An 18266-nucleotide genomic window follows, 5' to 3' on the forward strand; every position below is an offset into this window, starting at 1 on the left:
AAAGATTATGAAAAGAATCTATTTAGGAACATTTTTAGCGTTGAACCTCATCGGTTTGCAGGGGGTAAAAGCGCAACTAGCAAAACAAGAAAATCTTACTTTTAAGCAAGTTCAGGATCGAGTTAATAGATTATTGGCCTCCGGATCTGAACTGGCAAAGGATAGTATTAAATGGGAAGCTACTCATTTGTTGAACACTAAAAATCAGGATTACATATTGCATGCACGAAGTATCTTTGGATTTTTAGGCGACGTAGAAACAAGTAATTTAGCCAAGGAGAAAGCTATAAAATTATTCCCTAAAAGCAGTTTTGCCGCAAATGATGAATTAGGAATCTTGTTGAATGATTATTTGGATTATGATAGCTTCAAAAAGGACTTCAGCAAATGGACAAAACGTCATAAGGGATTATTAAAAGAAGAAGCTTTCTTGAATTCAACTTATGCGAAAGTAGCCAAGAAACTTTTGGCCAATGATGAAGTTGAAATTGCGAATTCTTATATTCAAAAGGTCAATGATGCTTCGCGGCTCTTAGAATATCATTATGATTTAGCCTATCATTATTTTGAGGCGCAGGATTATGATAAAGCAGAACAAGTACTAGAAACTGTAGTTGCAAACTATAACGCTGAAATAAGTAAGTCAAACCGTACAGAACAACAAGTATATGGCTTATATGCTCAGGTATTGATAGCGCAAGAGAAGTGGGATCAAGCATTAGCGATGATAGAATCAAAAAAATTAAACCTAAAGGATGAAGAGTTTAAAGCTTTGTTAGGTGTAAAACGTTATTTTGATGCTTTCTTGCTATTAGATAATCAGTTTTCGCAAAAAGATTTAACCAAAGTTCAAGAGCAAGAAGGGCCAAATCTATTCCAACAGCTAGGTAGCACGACATCTAGTTGGGCTAGTTATAAAGAGCGCGTAGAGAAGAAAAAGGAGAAGGATAATCAGCGTGAGTGGAAGGCTGCTTTAGTAGACCAAGATGCTATTCCATTCGAGATGATGGATATGCAAGGCAAAGTCGTAAAGTCCTCAGATTTCGCAGGGAAAGTGATTGTATTAGATTTCTGGGCAACATGGTGTGGTCCATGTATTAATTCTTTTCCAGGTATGCAGGCCGCAGTAGATAAATATAAAGACGACAAGGATGTAGTGTTTTTATTTATTAATACTTGGGAACGTGGAGACGACTATAAAGATCGTGTAGCTAAGCTTATGAAAGAGAAAGACTATTCTTTCCATGTGTTATATGATCAGATGTCCAGCAAAGATGCTTTAGTAGAAAAATATGAAATAAAAGGTATTCCAACTAAAATCTTAATTGATAAGAAGGGGAGAGTACGGTATAAAGCTTCTGGAAGCTCGCCAGTGGTAAAAGATATTGTAGATGAACTAAGCTATAAAATAGAATTACTAAAAGGCCTCGAGTCCTAAAATAAAAAGCCTGAAATTTACATTTCAGGCTTTTTATTTTATTTCCATTTTTTCAACCTCGTTAATGCTTCCAGGTAATAATAATCGGCGTAGGTTAGTGGTCCATCAACTTCTGAATTATGTGGCAAACTTCCCACGCTGTGTTTCAAAAGAAATCCGCCATTGCTTTGGTAATCCGCAAAATAGGCAGGTTCTGATAGAGTTTCTAAGGTCTGTTTCGCGAAGTTTAGGAATAATTCTTTATCCTTTCCTTTCGAAAAGCCAGCTAATTCAACCAATGCAGAGGCAACAATAGCTGCTGCTGATGCATCTCGAGGGATGTAAGAAAGTTGGCGGCCAGAGAAATCAACATCCGATTGAAAGCCTGCTTGCTGGGCATTAAAATCCCAGTATGGAATATTGTCCTGCGGCATGTTTTGATGCTGGATATAATATTTCGCTGCCTTTTGCGCAGTTTTGAGGTATTCTGATTTTTTTGTTTCCCGATACATCATGGTAAATCCATAAATGCCCCAAGCTTGTCCTCTCGACCAGGTTGAGTTATCTGCGAATCCTTGGTTTGTTTGCCTATGGATAGCATTGCCTTGGCTATCATAATCGACCACATGGTAAGTCGAATAATCTGGCCGGAAATGGTTCTTCATGGTTTGATCCGCATGTGATATGGCTACCTTTTTATACTTCGGATCGCCCGTTAAGTCGGAAGCATAACACAGCATTTCCAGGTTCATCATATTGTCGATAATTACCGGATATTTCCAAAGGGTTTTACCGTCCCAGGATTTCTTTTCGTTCCAAGATTTTATAAGACCAACCTTTGGATCATAGCGATGTAAAGCGGTGTTTGAAGAATGGACAATAATATCTTGATATTCTTTGATTTTTGCTGGGTCTTTTAGGTACTTAATTGCATTTCCATAAGAACAATACATCACAAAACCGATGTCGTGATGTTGGTCTAGATCCTTTGCTTTTTCTAAAGCTTCAGTCCATTTAATGGCTGCTGCTTTCGTTTGCTCGTTGGCTGTTTGATGATAGATATACCAGAGTGATCCTGGGAAAAATCCGCCAGTCCAATCCCATTCATCAGTTCCTTTTAACTTTCCGTTTTTATCAGTAGTCCGTGGAAATTTCTTCAAGACATCGGCTTCTTTTGCTAAATAATGATATTGCTTTTCGGCTTTTTTGAAAGCTGCATCGATAAAGGCCGGCTGCTTATAGGGTGTCATATTCATAAATAGGACTGCTGCAGCAGCGGCAGCTATCGATGATGCTTTGAGCTTGTTAAATCGTGTTTTCATCTCTAGTTTTTAATAGGTTACATAATAGTCTCGGGGAAATTGCTCCCCGGAAAAGGCCTTTTGCGCCGTCCATCTTTCCGGTTTGCTAGTCCAGAATTCATCATTCGCAGGTAATCCTAAGGCGATGAAGGATAAGGAGGCTTCATACAAAGACCCAACATTGGTGTAAGAATCTGCTAAATTACCTTGCGCGGCGGAGGTCAATCCTAACACCAACCAGCCGTGTTTATCGTAAATATTAGGACTGTAAATATGTTTTAGCATAGCAGTCATTGCTGCGCGAACTTGCCCCGGTTTTAAGTCATCAGGTAATTTTTTATCTAAAGCAACTGCTGCCAAGGGTTGGAATGCAGCATTTCTGTAGGTAGAACTACGACCGATAATCGGGTAATAGCCATCTGGCGAAATCATTCGTTCTTGGTGGTGCGCATAGCGTTGCATACGTTTATAAGCTCTCTCGAACTGTGCTTGGTATGCTTCGCCTGCGGAAAGGTTATGTCTTAACGTTTCAACCAGCATACAATGGATCACGTAGCCGTTGTAATGATCAAAACTAAATCGATCGCCATCACTGTACCAGCCATCGCCTACATACCAATCTTGATCGAACTTCTGGATTGCATAATCAATCTTTTGGCGGTCAGGTTCTTCTCCAATGCTGTAAAGGAATGTTTCGCACATCGACGCAAATAGAAGCCAATTACTTTCATTGGGCTTAATCCATCGAATGTATTTAAACTCTTCGATTACTTGTTGTTTTGTTTTTACTGACAGGGGTTCCCAAAGCGCCTTTGGAGCTCTTAGAAAAGCCAAAGCTAAGTGTGCGGCATCGACTAGGGTTTGCTTCGATTTATCGCGCCAGGCAAAATAATCAGCAGATGTAGGGTCAACAGCATGTGCTATCCCTTGTTGGGCTTGTCTTAAAAAACGGGAGCGGGTTTTACCTTCTTCTGATTCATCGCCCGGCAAAGCTAGCCAAGGTGCCATACCTGCTAATAATCGACCGAAGGCCTCCAAATAGCCTACTTTCGGATTGCGGCCATCAAAGGATTCGCTGACGACCATTGGCATGTTTTTTTGTAAGGTGCCTTGGCTAATATTGGATAAGATAGGTTTTGCCATCTGGCTAATCAGACTCACCCAATAGACCCGGTCGTTAGTTTCTTCCGACATTCCCAGTCCTGGTGCATTCTTTTTTTGAGGAGATCCTTCAGCATTTGTATGACCTAAAGTTAATCCAGTAAATAGTAAACTGGCCTGTTGTATCCAGGTTCTTCTTTTCATAGGAGCCTTATTTAATGCTAAACGTGTATTTTCCTTTAGCCTTGATATCTTTGGCTTTAAAGGAAAGCCTGTAAACAGTAGTACCCCAAACTTTGCTTAATCGGTTGTCATCTTGTTCAACAGCATCTACACTGACATCGAATTGCTTAGTATCATAAGTTAGTGAATGTGTTCCATTATTCAACAGAATTTTACCATTCTGGAGGGATGGTTCTTTGGCTAGCAAAAAGTGAATGATATTTGCATGGTTTGGATTTTGAATAGAAAACTCGTCAGAAACAATTAATCCATTATTACCGGCCTTATAAGATCTAATCCATGAATTTACGTTTGCCGGTGCCGGATAAGCCTGTGCGATATCTAAGCTGAACTCTTGTTTCTTAGCATTGAATTTAACATCCTTAGCTTTAAATTGAGCACCAAACTGCTGATCTATACCATTGATTTGCGGAATATTATGGTAATTACTCTGCATAGTCCAAATGTCGTAACGCTCCTTACTAAAGGTCTTTTTGCTATAAGTTCCAACCCCTGCATCAATAAATACAGGTTGTTCTTCAAGGTAAAGTATAAAACTTCCTACATCATTATGGTTGTGACTTTCATTGTTAAAACCACCTTTTGCAGCAAAGAAATATCCCTTTTCACGGATATATAGGAACTCGGTTTCTGGATACCACTTATACGGATTCGTTGGCAATGCCGCTGATTCCTGTTCAACCGCCTGGAATAAACGCAGGTCTTCTAAGTTGCGATAAATATCCCGAGAAAAGGAAAGCTTATTGGTTTCCCTATCTAACAGGTATTTCGCAAATTGTTGCATCTCTTTACTTTTTACAGCGGTTCCATATCGGTAAATCAATAGGGGATCACCAGCACCTTTTGCCGAGGCATCAGCAAAATTAACAACCCAAGAATCACCACCAATATAAGATTGAGTTATGTATTCGCCCATGTTTTTAATTACAGGTTGATCAAATAGATTTACTTTATTGCCCGTTGCTTCCGCTAAAATAGCTAGGTAATCGTATAGCTTCCCAGCAGCATGTCCCCAATAAGAAGGACCTTCCTCACACGCGCCGTCTTGTTTTACATAATTGATGAATTTGTCAACGGATCGCATTGTTTTATAGATGCCTTCAATCTTTTTATCCTCATCATCCTCTATTAAAAGCATGCAAGTAAGTACGTTGAAATTACACCAAGGGTTCCAATTGTTTACCAATTGTTGTGGAGATAGTTCAAAGGCTTGCCACCACATATCATTTCTATTCATATAGGGGTTAATGATGCGACCCTCAATATTACTTTTCAAACGGTTACTGATTTCTGGATTTACCTTATCCATTTCTGCTTTTAAGAAATAATGTATCCAAGAAAGGAAAGAACCCATATCGCCCGCCATAAGATCCACTACATGGGTATCGGCTTGTGGCAGTGTTCTTTTGGAGGATTGAAACGCTGGCACATGCGCAGATAGGGACCAGGTACTCATTTCCGTAAAATACCAAACCCCATTAATAATCTGATCTAAAAACCGACCTTTTCCTTCAGCGAGTTCGGCCATTAGAAGGCCATTCAATGCCATGGCATTTTCACCCATTGGCTTTTCCATAATTACCCGAGATCCATTTCGCTCGTATGCCAGATAATCTGTGGCTTTCACCACTTGCCATTGGTAGTCTAATAACTTTTCGCCTTTAGCAATGAGCTGCGGGTAAAAATCGGCAGTCATTTCTTTCCAAGCCGCTCTATCTGCATATTTTGGATAGGGAACCCATTTATCAGTGGCTAACAAACTGTTTTTAACATCAGTTTTGCTGAAGTTATTAATAAGCAGGTCTAAAGCTTCAAAAGTATTTCCACCAGCAAAGGTGGAAATATTTAGGATTAGCAGTAGGGTTAAGTTGATTAAGCGTTTCATATTACCATCCCGGGTTTTGTGTTAAGGCGGCATTCATTTCAATGTCTTGTCCTGGAATTGGCCATAACTGGTGACGAGTTTGGTATCCACGGGTAACAAGGTTGTCACCTACGATACTTTTCTCTATATAATCTTTGGAAACAATTTCTAGCTGATTCCAGCGTTTTAAATCGAAATAGCGGTGTCCTTCGGCACCAAGCTCCACTTTGCGTTCGTGGGAAATACGCTTCTGCATATCTACTTTGTTGCTGACCACAAGGAACGGAGATCCTGAATTTAAGCCCGGCATGCTGGAGCGCGCTCTAACTTTATTAAGCTCGGTTACTGCTTTAGTCAATTCTCCATTTTCATTATAAGCCTCGGAAAGCATTAATAACACATCTGCTAAGCGTAGAATTGGAAAGTTAATTGGGGTATGGGCTCGATCTGTTAAAGCTCCTTTAAGGTTGCCTTCCGGAACAAACTTGCGCCACATATAGGTCAACCATCCTCGGTTATTCCGAATCTGTCCGAAGTTTTCATTCACGCCCGTTGCTAGAACAAGCTTCATATTTCTTTCTTTATTCGCATTCCAGCCAAGGTAGTCTGAATAAGGAACGATTAGGTTTTGCCTCAGGCGCGGATCACGGTTGGTATAGATTTGACGTAACTTGGCTGTATCCGGAACATGAGTTAATGTTCCATTGTTTTGAGTTGCCATCATAGCTGATTTTTTAACCGCATTGTCACTGTTGTAGTTAGGGTAATAATCATTCCAAGAGAATGGAGATCCATCTTTATTTTCAAAACTATCGGCGAAACGTGTGCTAGGCATCACATTGTTCCAACAACTTCCAAATGTTGATCTGGATCCCATGTAAAAGGCCATTGGCATGCCATAGCTAAAGCCAATACCGCCCATATTTTGGATTGCAAAGATCATTTCAGGACTTTGGTCGCCATCCATAGTAAATAGGGAAGCATAGTTATTCGCAAGGGTATAACCATAATTATTAGATTTATTATTGACGATTTCTTCAAAATCCGCAATGGCTTCCGTCCATTTTTTCTCATATAAACTTACCTTTCCACGCAGGGCATAGGCAGCACCTTTGGTAATTCGACCATAGTACTTATCCTCATACTTCACGGGTAAGTTTTGAATAGCATAGGTAAGATCATCTTTAATGAACTTCTGTACATCGGCTAAGGATGCCCTTTCCTTCATCAGGGTTGCAAATTCTACGTTAAGATCCACCGTTTCATCGTAAATCGGAACACCGCCAAAAAGGTTACTCAGCTGGAAGTACATCAGTGCGCGCAAGAACTTAGCTTCCCCGATAAATACATTCTTTTTATCATCAGGAATACTCATTTTTTGGATTTGCGCGATAGCATGATTGGCGCGTTGAATCATATCAAAACCACTTTTCCAACGCGAAACCACCATACCTGTTCGGTCGGTGAAAGTTCCGCTAATTATTTCTCCAAATCCAGGAGGATCATAGCCTAAGCCAATATCGGTCAGCATATCGTAGCTGAATTGTAATCCAAAGGTGTTTTCCTTTTTTAAATCGTTGTAAACGCCTAGAATTCCAGCTAGGGCTTGATCTTCATTTTGCCAAAAGCTATTTGCACTTACTTGGCTGTAAGGAACTGTATCGAGCTTGTAGCAAGAGCTAAGTCCTATACAAGCGGCTATATATAATAATGATATCTTTTTCATGATGTGCTAATTAAAAGGTTAATCCAAGGCCAAAAACCACTTGTTTCATTGTAGGGTAGTTTGTTCCACTTACTTCCGGATCGAATCCTTTGTAGTCAGTAACGGTCCAGAAGTTTTCCAATGATCCGAATAATCGCAAGTTTTGTACGGCAAAGCGTTGAGTTAAATGGTTCGGGATGGTGTATCCTAGTTGGATGTTTTTCACACGCATATAGGCTTTGTTTTGTAACCAGAAATCACTAGCACGTGTGTTTTTAGAATCTGTATAAGGCAATAACCTTGGAAAGGAAGCATCAGTACGACCTTCCGTCCAGCGCCCATCGATGATTTCCTTATTCAATTGATAGCCCCAACGAACCGTTGGAGTGTAGTGGATGTCGGAATAAATTACTTTATTGCCGGCGGCTCCTTGCAGGAATACATTGAAATCGATGCCTTTATAATCAAATCCTATGTTAAAGCCATAGGTGATGCGTGGCGCTGTACCATGTCCTACAGCAACCCGATCTTCATCATTTAGGATACCATCGCCATTGCTGTCCTTATATAAAATATCGCCCTTTTTAGGATTTCCGAAAGCAGCAAATGGGTTAAGTTTATTGTTGGTGTTTGGGTCGACTGGTGCATTGTTTACCATATCTTCTACTAATTGCAGGTCGGCATCTGTTTGGATAATCCGATCAGCGAGTAAAATATATTGGGTATTGATGGCATAGCCTTCCTGTAACAAGTTAGAACCGGATATAGAGCGATCTTTTCCTTTAAACTTAATCACTTTATTATCGATAAAGGTGAAATTTCCACCAATATTGAAGTTGAAATCGTCGCCAATCTTGTCGCGATAGGATAGGTTGGTTTCTATACCACGGTTTCTTACTTTTGCAGCATTAGTACGGGGAATAGACGCATCACCAACTACTAAAGGTGCGGGAAGATTAATGAGGATATTATTGGTTGTTTTATCGAATACATCAATAGATCCACCGATTTTATGACCTAATAAATCGAAATCCAATCCGAAGTTTAACACATTGGTACTTTCCCAAGTTAATAAACTATTGCTTAACACTGTTTGAGCGAAACCAACATAGAGTTGATTGTTGAGGATGTAATTAGCAGAGTTATAAAGTGCTTGATACTCGTAGTTATTGATGCCTGAGTTATAATAAAAAATATCATCAATGGTACCGTTATTTCCTAAAGAACCATAAGAAGCTCTTAATTTTAACGTTGGCATCCATTCGGCACTATAAAATTCTTCCGAGGAGATTTTCCAACCTACGGAAGCTGATGGAAATGTTCCCCATCTGCTTTTGCCCGACGCAAAGCGGGACGAGCCATCTGTCCGCAAATTCGCCTCTAATAAGTACTTATCATCCCAGGAAAGGTTTATCCGACCGAAAAAGGAACGCATGGCCCAATCAGTTGTATTTCCGGAGGCTGAGGCATCCATGGTTGCGGCATTTAGCACAGTTAAAGAAGGGTCAACCAAATCAAGCTTAGAAGCCGAGAACCAACCGTCCTTTAATAGCTCCTGGCTGGCACCCACCATAACTTCATATTGTAGGCGGTTGTCAACAGCAGAATTTTCATATTTAGCAATTCCATCCATGTAATAGCGGAAGGATTTCACTGAGGTGTTGGATACAGAGGATCTTCCAGTTCCCGCTGTAGCTACTGTATTAGTCAGAAAATTCCAACGATCATTAAATACAGGTTGAGAATAAATGAAATCATCATTATACGTATAAGTATAAGAACCTTCCATGGTTAAGCCTTTAATCGGTTTTAATTTTGCAAAGAATCTGCTGACAACGCGGTTCTTATTGATATCTCCTTTTGAGCTATATAATCGATGTAGAATGTTGTTTGATTGGGGATCGTCCTCAGGATTATTAGGTGAACCAAAACGGCCATCTGGTGCTCGTAAAACCATACCAGGCGTACTCGCAGCTGCATATAAGAAAACATCATTGATCAAGTTCGTTCCTATTTCAGTTTTTGAAACGACACCATTGATATTGGCGCCTAAAGTTAGCCAAGGTTTTAAATCAGCTTCTAGATTTACCCTTGCAGTATGACGCTTATAGGTTGCACGTTCTACAATGCCGGGGTTATCCAATAGCCCATAGGATCCGAAGAATCTTATTTTCTCGCTACCTCCCGTAAAGGAAAGGTTGTGGTTCTGTGAAATTTTATTTTGGAATAATGCTTCTACCCAATCCACATTCGGATATTGCAAGGGATCGCCATTTTCATTGGCTCGCCAAAGGTCTATTTTCTCTTGGGAAAATATCATTTTGGCATTGGGATCTCCATTTTTGTAACCTTCGTTTACCAATTCCATGTAATCTGCATAATTAGAAATCATGGTCATGACATTCGAAGGCTGTTGTGAAGAAAAGTAATTGTTGTAGATCACTTTAAACTGATCGTTCTTACCACGTTTTGTGGTAATCAAGATAACTCCATTGGCTGCTCTTGATCCATAAATGGAGGCCGAAGCCGCATCTTTTAACACGGAGATGCTCTCTACGTCCTGGGGGTTGATCAAGTTCATATCGCCTACAACACCATCAATAACGACAAGTGGATTCGCATTGTTCAACGTTCCTTGACCGCGAACTCGTAAAGTACCACCATCAGCACCTGGTCTACCAGAACCTTGTGTAACAGATAATCCTGGTGCTTGACCCGATAGGCCGGCAGATAGGGAAGTAATTGGTCGGCTTTCCACCACGTCTGTCATTTGAATGGAAGCCACGGCTCCTGTGAGGTTTTCCTTTTTCTGGGTACCGAAACCAACAACTACAACAGCTTCTAAATCTGTCGAGCCTGCCTCAAGGCGAATGTTCATACTGCCCGTAGTGGATGCTTGAATTTCCAACGTTTGATAGCCAATGTAACTAACAGTTAACAATGCATTGCTTGTTACGCCAGAAAGCTGGAAAGTGCCATCATCATTGGTTTTCGTGCTGATAGCCGTCCCTTTCACAGAAACAGTTGCTCCGGAAATGGGCGTGCCATCTGTGGAAGTTACTTTCCCGCGAACGGTGTGCTGCAGGTTGGATTCTATCCGAATTGTAGGCGCTTCTTTTAAGGTATTCCCTTGAACTTGAATAACACTAGCAAAGCATAGCGACAGGAGTAAGGACCAACTTACGCGTGGGGTAATCGTCCTCACTCCATAGGATGGGTGAGTAAGGTTATTATTCATTTATATAGGTTTTGTTATTAGCCGGTATCTAAATTAGGGGATAATCTTCTGGAGTAATGAAATAATCACGAAAACGATTTCTTTGCGTTTGGGCAGCCTATAATACCATTGTATCCTTTAATTATTCTGTTTAAAGACAGTCGATTAGCCATTTGTGTTGATAAATTGTTATTTTAGGTCATAACTGTATGCGATTTGAAATCATTTACTTCCATAAAGCAATTACTGGCCACCTTAAGTCGAGAACAGAAGCTTATAAGCGAAATCTTTGAAAAGAGGAAGCTATTTGCCTATAGGTATGATGACGCTCTGGAGGTATTGGATTATAATGAGGATAAACTTCGCTTGCTGTTGGAGTATAATGTTCTTCGAGAGAATGGGGCATTTTTAGAATTGGATGATCAATTTTTACAATTCTTTGAACAGATTCTAGAGGTTAACGAAGAGATAAACGTCTCATTTATTAATGAAAACATACAAGCTATCCGCCATAATATTTTGTATTACCTGCAAGAAAATAATGATTACAGGCGATACAACTATCTAAGACAAATTAAGAATGCGCTTCGAAAAATAGGTGTAATTGCTATTCGTAATGTTGTCGATTTAAAACGAAACATCGATAATACGTTTAAAAATGAACCTAATTATAAAATCAAAAAGTCTAAACTGGAGAATCTGGATAGTAAACGGAATGATATATTCAATTTAATTAATCTTACCGAGAAACTAATTTCAGGAGATGAAGAGCAGACTTTTTTTAAAGTAGCAACAGATGAGCAACTCCAACAAATCATTCTATATTTAAAAAGTCAGCTTAATGCCTGTCGACACAACCTTATCGATAGTCAGAAGCAGATTATAGAATATTTAAATCGACTTCGTGCACAAAATATCTTGGTAGAAAAAATTCGGCAGCTAATATATCTGAAAGACCAATTTGAACTACGGACTAAAACCAATATTTTGGATGTTTTGCGAAGGGAAAACCCATTACTTTTTGAGCCCAATCCGGTTTATTCGTTGAAGCTATCCATTGAACAGCTTCAAAATGATGATACCTGTTTAGATTTGATTAAAAAAATCCGTGCCAAGCATCTATCTGGTATTAGAATAAAACAGTCGATTGCTGAAACTAATTTAAGTGCGTATTTGGATTCAGAGGTTGAGCAAGTTCCTCAAATTAATCTGGAAGAAGTAAAAAATAACTTTCTCGCGGGGAGTAATAATTTATTCGAATTTTTGCAAAGCTATGATTTTGGAATGCAAGTGGAATTTGAAGAAAGAGTAACCGTCTATTGCCAACTTGTTTCACAATACGATAACTTTTTTAGATTTACGGATCGATACCATGTAAAATCTGGAACAGAATATTTACTTATATATCCTGCTTAATATGAGTGTAATACCTAAACAATCTGCTAATGTTTTCGAAATTTTGAGTAAGGGTCAGTTCATTTGCTCAAATAGTACCAAAGAACATATCCGAAAACTTTACTTAGCCATCAATGAAGATTTTGATGCCTATAGAACCTATTTTCTTGGAATTAATATGTTATTGGAAGAAGGAAATGAATATTATCACTTTGTAAGATCCGAATACCGTGCTGAAATTGAACGTAAGCTCGAAATTGCAATGAAATGGATTGATATATTAGACTTTTTAAAAACTTTCGACCATGGCTTTGGTTCAGGGATGCGTTTTCGGATGGCTGATATATTGGTAAGGCTTGGTGTAGACGCGGATCTCAAAAGTAAACTTGAAAGTTTAAGAAAATATACAACCGGCAAGGATAAGTATGCTGAAATCTTGGCGAAAATTTTAGATATGTTAGAAAGGGATAATTTTATCGAGCTTGAAAACGATATATCTCAAGAATACAAAACATTGGCTTCCTTCGCTTACTTAGAAAACCTAGTTTCAGCTATAGATATACCAGAAGATATACAGCATGAGATACCTGAATAAAATTATTTTTATAAATAGTGCCAGTATTGCTTATGCAGAAATAGGCCTCTCTGGAAATGTGCACTTTATTGGAACTCAAGGTGTAGGTAAGAGTACCTGTTTGCGGGCCATTCTCTTTTTCTATAATGCAGATAAAATAAAACTGGGCATCGAAAAAAGTAAGCGAACTTTTGATGATTATTATCTACCGCATGCCAACTCTTATATAATATATGAAGTTCTAACAGAAAATGGTCCCTTCTGTGTTTTGTTATTTAAATCTCAAGGCAGAGCTGCCTTCAGGTTTATAAATTCAGCATATCATAAGGAAAATTACATCGGGGAGGACCATAGGGCAATGCTGTGGGATCAGTTGCGCAATACATTCGCTTCGCATACCTCATACAGTCGAAAAGTTGACCGTTATGAAGAATATCGGGATATAATTTATGGTAATAATAAAGGACTTGATGCTGTGTTCCGGAAATATGCCCTCATCGAAAGTCGATCCTATCAGAATCTTCCACGCACGATTCAAAATGTCTTTTTAAATTCTAAACTAGAAGCGGAGTTTATTAAACAAACGATTATTATGTCGCTGAATGAGGAGGACATCCGGATAGATTTAGATCAGTATGCTCTTCATCTTAAGAATTTTGAACAGCAACTTAATGACATAGGTAAATGGTCGGAACAAAACAGGTCTGGGGAAGTCCTTGTTCGCATGCTTGCGAGTAATATTGCAAAACTCAGGAGAACAGTTAACTTTTTGACGAAAGAAAAATATGAACTTTTTCAAAATTTGATTGCTATTCATAGCCAGATTGAGCAAGCTCATCCATTTTTATTAAAGGAGCTTGAGCAACTACAAGGAAAACAAGCTCAGGCTGAGAAAAAAGTTAGGGAAGCAAATGATAAGTTTCAAGAGAGGATAAATAAGATTAATAAAGAAATAACATTGATGGACGATAGGTTATCGGATGCCAAAATAAAGAATGAACTCTATCAGCGATTGGACATCAATAGCATAATAGATCGAGTGTCTAAAAAGGCTGTTTGGGAAACTAAAAAACATAGCATGGAAGCCGAACGTCATTTACTTTCATTTCGTTATCAGGAAATCACTGATAAATATAAAGCCTTGTTACAACAGCTCGACAATCAATTGCAAATGTTCATCAATGAGAGGGAGAGGGAAAATAACACATTAAATGCAGAGACCAACCAGAGGAAAGACAAAATTAAAGATCAGTTTGATAAAATTTTAAAAGAAATGGATATGGAGTTGGCTGTTTTAAAGGAAAATGCCGATATAAAAGAAACATCCATTCAAGAGATCATTCATCAGATTACATTAGAAACTGCTGTAGCAAAGGTGAAACGTTGGTATGAAGATGAGTTAAATGAAGTCGAACAGGTGATCAAACATGCAGATCAAGAACTTATAGCTATTAAAAATTTCAGAAACAATAGTCGGGCACAGATTGAATCATTACAGAAAAGTTGGGCAATGGATGAAAAAGAAGTGCAAATGAGTTATGCTGCGCAAAAGGCCGAACTTGACCAACGGATAGCTGGTGAAAAATCCATAATCGACGAAAATGAGTCGATAATTAGCAGAAGTAGTAATTCATTTTATGAATGGTTGCACAACAACAAACCGGGATGGGAAGAAAATATTGGTAAGGTAATTAATCAGCAATCTATTCTTTTTAATTCTGAATTATCCCCGAAATCAGTGGATGCCAATGGACACCTTCTGTTTGGTGTTGAACTTAATTTAGCGCAATTACCGCTTCGTATTAAAACAATAGCCGATTATGAACAGGAAATTAAGACTTGTTATGCAGAAATTGCAAAACATCAAGCTTCCATCACTAATCTTGAAGAACAGGAAAACAAAGAAATAGATAAAATTAGCAAAAAATATCAGCCTCAGATTAAACAACTAAAAGAAGAAATTGGTATAGGAGAGTATAACGAAACAAAATTTATCCAAAAACAGAAACAGGCAGTACTGAGTCAGGAAGAATGGAAGCGAAAAGCTGAATCTAAGAAGAGTCAAATTCTAGATGATCTGAACAAGCGAAAGTTTGAAGCGGAACAAGAAAAAGTACAAGCTCAAGAAGAATGGAAGGCTACCAAAAACAATAAAACAAGGCAACAGGAGGAACGAAAGCGAGAGTTAAAAAGTAAACTACAAGAAGAGGATCAACGACTCGCTAACCTTCTAAATCAATCTGATGAATCTATTGCTGCAGAAAAGCAACAGGTGGCCCTTCGCAGAATTAAAATTGAGGAACAACAAAATAAGGATCTACATCAGGAAGGAGCAGAGGTGGAGCGACTGAAGGAAATAGATACTGAAATTCTTCAGATTGAAACAGAATTAAATTACATCGAGGCAAATAGAGATCGGGTAGCAGAATACAATAAAGATAAAAGGGAATTATTTGATCTGGTTGATGAGTTTAAAGCAAAAAGAAAAATAGCTACGGGAAAACTCGCTACTGAAAAAGAAAGTCATGTCATTGCAAAGTCCAGACTCCAAGAATCGCTGTCTGTGTTGCAAAATCAAATTTCATCCCTTGAGCTTAAACTTCGGGAGACTAGGGAAGACCTAACGGCGTTTGAAGAATTCTGTAAATCTGATCTTTACCTGAACCTGGCAAATGAAGAGCCAAATATCATAATGGTTGAGGCGGATCCAATTCGACTGGTAAAAATAATTGCAACGATTTATGAAAAAATAAGTGAATCAAACAACCGGATGACGGAATTACGAAGTCATATTAATCGATTCCTTAGTAATTTCTCCGTAGGTAATATTTTTGGATTTGAAACAATTCTTGTTGATGATCAGCAATACCTTCACTTTGCTGATAACCTCAGTGAATTTCTGGAAGAAAATAAAATAGATGAATACGAAAGAAGAACGAATGAGCTTTTTGCATCTTTAATACTCCAGGTTGGAAGGGAGACTACTGAATTGGTCTCTAAAGAAGCAATTATTAATAAAGTAATCAATGATATTAACCGTGACTTTATGGAACGTAATTTTGCGGGAGTAATTAAGGGCATTGAATTAAGAATGACACCTAGTGCAAGCAAGATCGTGTCGCTACTACAACATATTCGTCTTTTCAATGACGAATATGCGATTGCATTAGGTACTGCAAATTTATTTAGTCAGGAAGATTCAACGCTTAACAATAAAAAGGCTGTGAATTATCTTCGAAGCTTTGCTTTGGAAATTGCAGCATCGAAACAAAATGAAGTCACCCTTTCTGATACTTTTGAATTACAATTTAAAATTGTAGAAAATGATAATGACAGTGGTTGGGTAGAAAAACTCACAAACGTAGGCTCTGAAGGAACTGACGTTCTTGTGAAAGCTATGATCAATATCATGTTGTTGAATGTATTTAAGGAAAATGCTTCTAAAAAATTCAAGGACTTCCGGTTGCATTGTATGATGGATGAGATTGGAAAATTACATCCGAATAATGTGAAAGGCATCCTGAAATTCGCTAATGACCGAAATATCGTGCTCATTAATAGTTCGCCAACTTCTTATAATGCAATTGATTATAAACATACCTATTTGTTGAGTAAGGATAAAACGCATGCAACCTTGGTGAAAAGATTAATAACAAACAACCAAGCGTATGAAAATTAGTCTGGCTCTTGCTATTAAATTATTACGCATGGCTAGGGGTGAACAATTGCCCGCTAGCAGCATGCGATTCTCTCTTGTCAATGGATTTATAGAAGAAGGAATTATTCTAGATCAGCGAAAAGGAAGATCCAAAAGTTTACTTTATATCCCAGATGTAAATGGGTTAAATAGCTATCTGCGAGTCCGTTTTGCTATACTAGATCTTGAAACTTATGTTGCAGTGCTTCAACAGCAGGAAGTCTCCCGATCGGATTTAACCCGGAGTGCCTCAGATTCCAAACTTATTGCTGTGCGGTCTTTTAAGGGCTTTTTGGTCAATAGCTTTATGCCGATTCCTGGTTTATTAGATGGGCTTGAAATTATAATTCATCCCACTGATGGAACTTTTCAATTTATCCATCGCTATGAAACCTTTATTCCAAACCCCGAAGTAGTCATCGTGAATGTAGAAAATTCAGAGAACTTTAGTACCATTGCACAGCAACGATTCCTATTTGAAGGACTTACACCACTCTTTGTAAGTCGCTATCCTCAAAATCAGAATAAAGACCTGCTAAAGTGGCTGCAGGGTATACCAAATAAATACCTCCATTATGGCGATTTTGATTATGCTGGAATCAATATCTATTTAAATGAATATAAAAACACCTTAAAAGAGCGTGCTACATTCTTTGTTCCACAAAACTTGGAACAGCTACTTTCTAATTATGGAAATCCAGCACTTTATGATCGACAAAAGCTCAACCATAAAGTTAATGAGGTAGGGGAGCCTGCATTAATAGAGTTAGTCAAACTTTTACAGCAATATAAAAAAGGGTTAGAGCAAGAAGCTTTGATCGGATTAACATAATCCGAATGAAAAAATACCCCAGAAAAATTTATACAGCTTGCTTCTTTTGTTTTTCCTGACTGATGAGGTGGTGTAATACCTCAGTTGATAATCCATGAAGCACTAAGCGGAAGCCCGCGCCATAAGTAGGCAAGGGAATCATGGGATGTTTATTGTTTAAAGCCACCAGCTTTTCCGGACATTGCATAATCGTGGCGGCATATACCCCAATTACCTCATCTAACTGCAGGGAGTTCGAGGCGCGCCAAAAGTCATTATCCGTTAAAAAGAATTGATAAACCGGGGTGAAGATTTCAATAGCGGAGGCAAGATCCAACATATTCGTCCATTTATCTCTAAACGGTTCAAAGGGTATGGGCTGAGCACCGATGGCTTGAAAATTAGGGTCCAGCACCGGTTTAATACTTAATCCACGTTCTTGAATGGCCTTGTTCAGGTTTATAATAAAATTATAGAGATTTAGATCGTGCTCTAAAAACAAATTGTCTTTAACGGCTTCAAAGGAAAGAGGTTTTAAAGGATTCATCGGTATTTCTTCCGCACCCTCTACATTATCTTTAATAAAGCGTAGCACCTCGGAACCTAAATAGAAATGGCGTAAAATTAAAAAGTTAGCCTCCGGACTTACCCAGTACTTCATGCCCCAATAAAGAAAGCGGTGTAAGGTTTTGGGAGCATTTATCAAATTCGGCGCAATGGCCTTAAATATTTGCAGAATAATAATTGTCAACCTGCCAAAGACCCGGAGAAAGGGCAATAAAAACTGCTTGCTCTTGCGGTTGGAATCAAATAAAAAGGCCGCTTTGGCATCTTTATGAAAGGGAACAGAATTATCCAAAAATAGGGCATGCCAATGACTGGGATCCCTTGGGTTATTCTCGAGGTTTTCGAAATATGAGCTATTGTGAATCATATTCTTC

General features: G+C 38.5%; 11 protein-coding genes. 5 read left to right on the forward strand and 6 right to left on the reverse strand.

What is annotated here, in order from left to right; translation table 11 throughout:
• Window positions 1–7 precede the first annotated feature (7 nt).
• Complete coding sequence (locus tag GQF63_RS11590) at window positions 8–1438, forward strand: redoxin family protein (RefSeq protein WP_160369398.1); 1431 nt, start codon at window positions 8–10, stop codon at window positions 1436–1438.
• Window positions 1439–1476: 38 nt separating this feature from the next.
• On the opposite strand, the gene GQF63_RS11595 is transcribed toward GQF63_RS11590, so the two are convergent.
• Genes GQF63_RS11595 through GQF63_RS11615 form a run of 5 tightly spaced genes read right to left on the reverse strand, consistent with a single transcriptional unit; the run spans window position 1477 to window position 10869 of the window.
• Window positions 1477–2739, reverse strand: coding sequence for a glycoside hydrolase family 88 protein (locus GQF63_RS11595; protein WP_212592557.1), 1263 nt, complete (start codon window positions 2737–2739; stop codon window positions 1477–1479).
• A 9-nt stretch (window positions 2740–2748) separates the two neighbouring features.
• On the reverse strand, window positions 2749–4023 hold the full coding sequence (locus GQF63_RS11600) for a DUF2264 domain-containing protein (RefSeq protein WP_160369399.1): 1275 nt from the start codon (window positions 4021–4023) through the stop codon (window positions 2749–2751).
• A 7-nt stretch (window positions 4024–4030) separates the two neighbouring features.
• Window positions 4031–5947: a heparinase II/III domain-containing protein gene (locus tag GQF63_RS11605; protein ID WP_160369400.1), complete on the reverse strand. Its 1917-nt coding sequence runs from the start codon at window positions 5945–5947 to the stop codon at window positions 4031–4033.
• Window position 5948: 1 nt separating this feature from the next.
• The gene (locus GQF63_RS11610) at window positions 5949–7652 is read right to left on the reverse strand and encodes a RagB/SusD family nutrient uptake outer membrane protein (protein WP_160369401.1); all 1704 of its coding nucleotides are present in this window, start codon (window positions 7650–7652) and stop codon (window positions 5949–5951) included.
• A gap of 10 nt (window positions 7653–7662) precedes the next feature.
• Window positions 7663–10869: a SusC/RagA family TonB-linked outer membrane protein gene (locus tag GQF63_RS11615; RefSeq protein ID WP_160369402.1), complete on the reverse strand. Its 3207-nt coding sequence runs from the start codon at window positions 10867–10869 to the stop codon at window positions 7663–7665.
• Between the two features lie 195 nt (window positions 10870–11064).
• On the opposite strand from GQF63_RS11615, the gene GQF63_RS11620 reads away from it, so the two are divergent.
• From GQF63_RS11620 to GQF63_RS11635, 4 genes are read left to right on the forward strand one after another with little or no spacing between them, the layout of a single operon-like run.
• Window positions 11065–12264: a hypothetical protein gene (locus tag GQF63_RS11620; RefSeq protein WP_160369403.1), complete on the forward strand. Its 1200-nt coding sequence runs from the start codon at window positions 11065–11067 to the stop codon at window positions 12262–12264.
• 1 nt (window position 12265) lies between these two features.
• Window positions 12266–12838: a condensin complex protein MksE gene (locus tag GQF63_RS11625; RefSeq protein ID WP_212592558.1), complete on the forward strand. Its 573-nt coding sequence runs from the start codon at window positions 12266–12268 to the stop codon at window positions 12836–12838.
• Window positions 12822–16496: an ATP-binding protein gene (locus GQF63_RS11630; protein WP_160369404.1), complete on the forward strand. Its 3675-nt coding sequence runs from the start codon at window positions 12822–12824 to the stop codon at window positions 16494–16496. Before GQF63_RS11625 ends, GQF63_RS11630 begins: the two co-directional genes overlap by 17 nt.
• The gene (locus tag GQF63_RS11635; RefSeq protein WP_160369405.1) at window positions 16486–17346 is read left to right on the forward strand and encodes a DUF7281 domain-containing protein; all 861 of its coding nucleotides are present in this window, start codon (window positions 16486–16488) and stop codon (window positions 17344–17346) included. The genes GQF63_RS11630 and GQF63_RS11635 overlap by 11 nt, the downstream gene beginning before the upstream one ends.
• 28 nt (window positions 17347–17374) lie before the next feature.
• On the opposite strand, the gene GQF63_RS11640 is transcribed toward GQF63_RS11635, so the two are convergent.
• The gene (locus GQF63_RS11640) at window positions 17375–18259 is read right to left on the reverse strand and encodes a DUF6999 family protein (protein ID WP_160369406.1); all 885 of its coding nucleotides are present in this window, start codon (window positions 18257–18259) and stop codon (window positions 17375–17377) included.
• Window positions 18260–18266 lie beyond the last annotated feature (7 nt).

This window comes from Sphingobacterium humi (assembly GCF_009768885.1).
GTDB classification, from domain to species: Bacteria; Bacteroidota; Bacteroidia; order Sphingobacteriales; family Sphingobacteriaceae; genus Sphingobacterium; species Sphingobacterium humi.

Excerpts from the sequence above, each read along its gene's own strand:
- GQF63_RS11595 (WP_212592557.1), bottom strand. The coding sequence starts at position 2,739 with ATGAAAACACGATTTAACAAGCTCAAAGCATCATCGATAGCTGCCGCT.
- GQF63_RS11600 (WP_160369399.1), bottom strand. The coding sequence starts at position 4,023 with ATGAAAAGAAGAACCTGGATACAACAGGCCAGTTTACTATTTACTGGA.
- GQF63_RS11610 (WP_160369401.1), bottom strand. The coding sequence starts at position 7,652 with ATGAAAAAGATATCATTATTATATATAGCCGCTTGTATAGGACTTAGC.
- GQF63_RS11615 (WP_160369402.1), bottom strand. The coding sequence starts at position 10,869 with ATGAATAATAACCTTACTCACCCATCCTATGGAGTGAGGACGATTACC.
- GQF63_RS11605 (WP_160369400.1), bottom strand. The coding sequence starts at position 5,947 with ATGAAACGCTTAATCAACTTAACCCTACTGCTAATCCTAAATATTTCC.
- GQF63_RS11630 (WP_160369404.1), top strand. The coding sequence starts at position 12,822 with ATGAGATACCTGAATAAAATTATTTTTATAAATAGTGCCAGTATTGCT.
- GQF63_RS11640 (WP_160369406.1), bottom strand. The coding sequence starts at position 18,259 with ATGATTCACAATAGCTCATATTTCGAAAACCTCGAGAATAACCCAAGG.
- GQF63_RS11590 (WP_160369398.1), top strand. The coding sequence starts at position 8 with ATGAAAAGAATCTATTTAGGAACATTTTTAGCGTTGAACCTCATCGGT.
- GQF63_RS11625 (WP_212592558.1), top strand. The coding sequence starts at position 12,266 with ATGAGTGTAATACCTAAACAATCTGCTAATGTTTTCGAAATTTTGAGT.
- GQF63_RS11635 (WP_160369405.1), top strand. The coding sequence starts at position 16,486 with ATGAAAATTAGTCTGGCTCTTGCTATTAAATTATTACGCATGGCTAGG.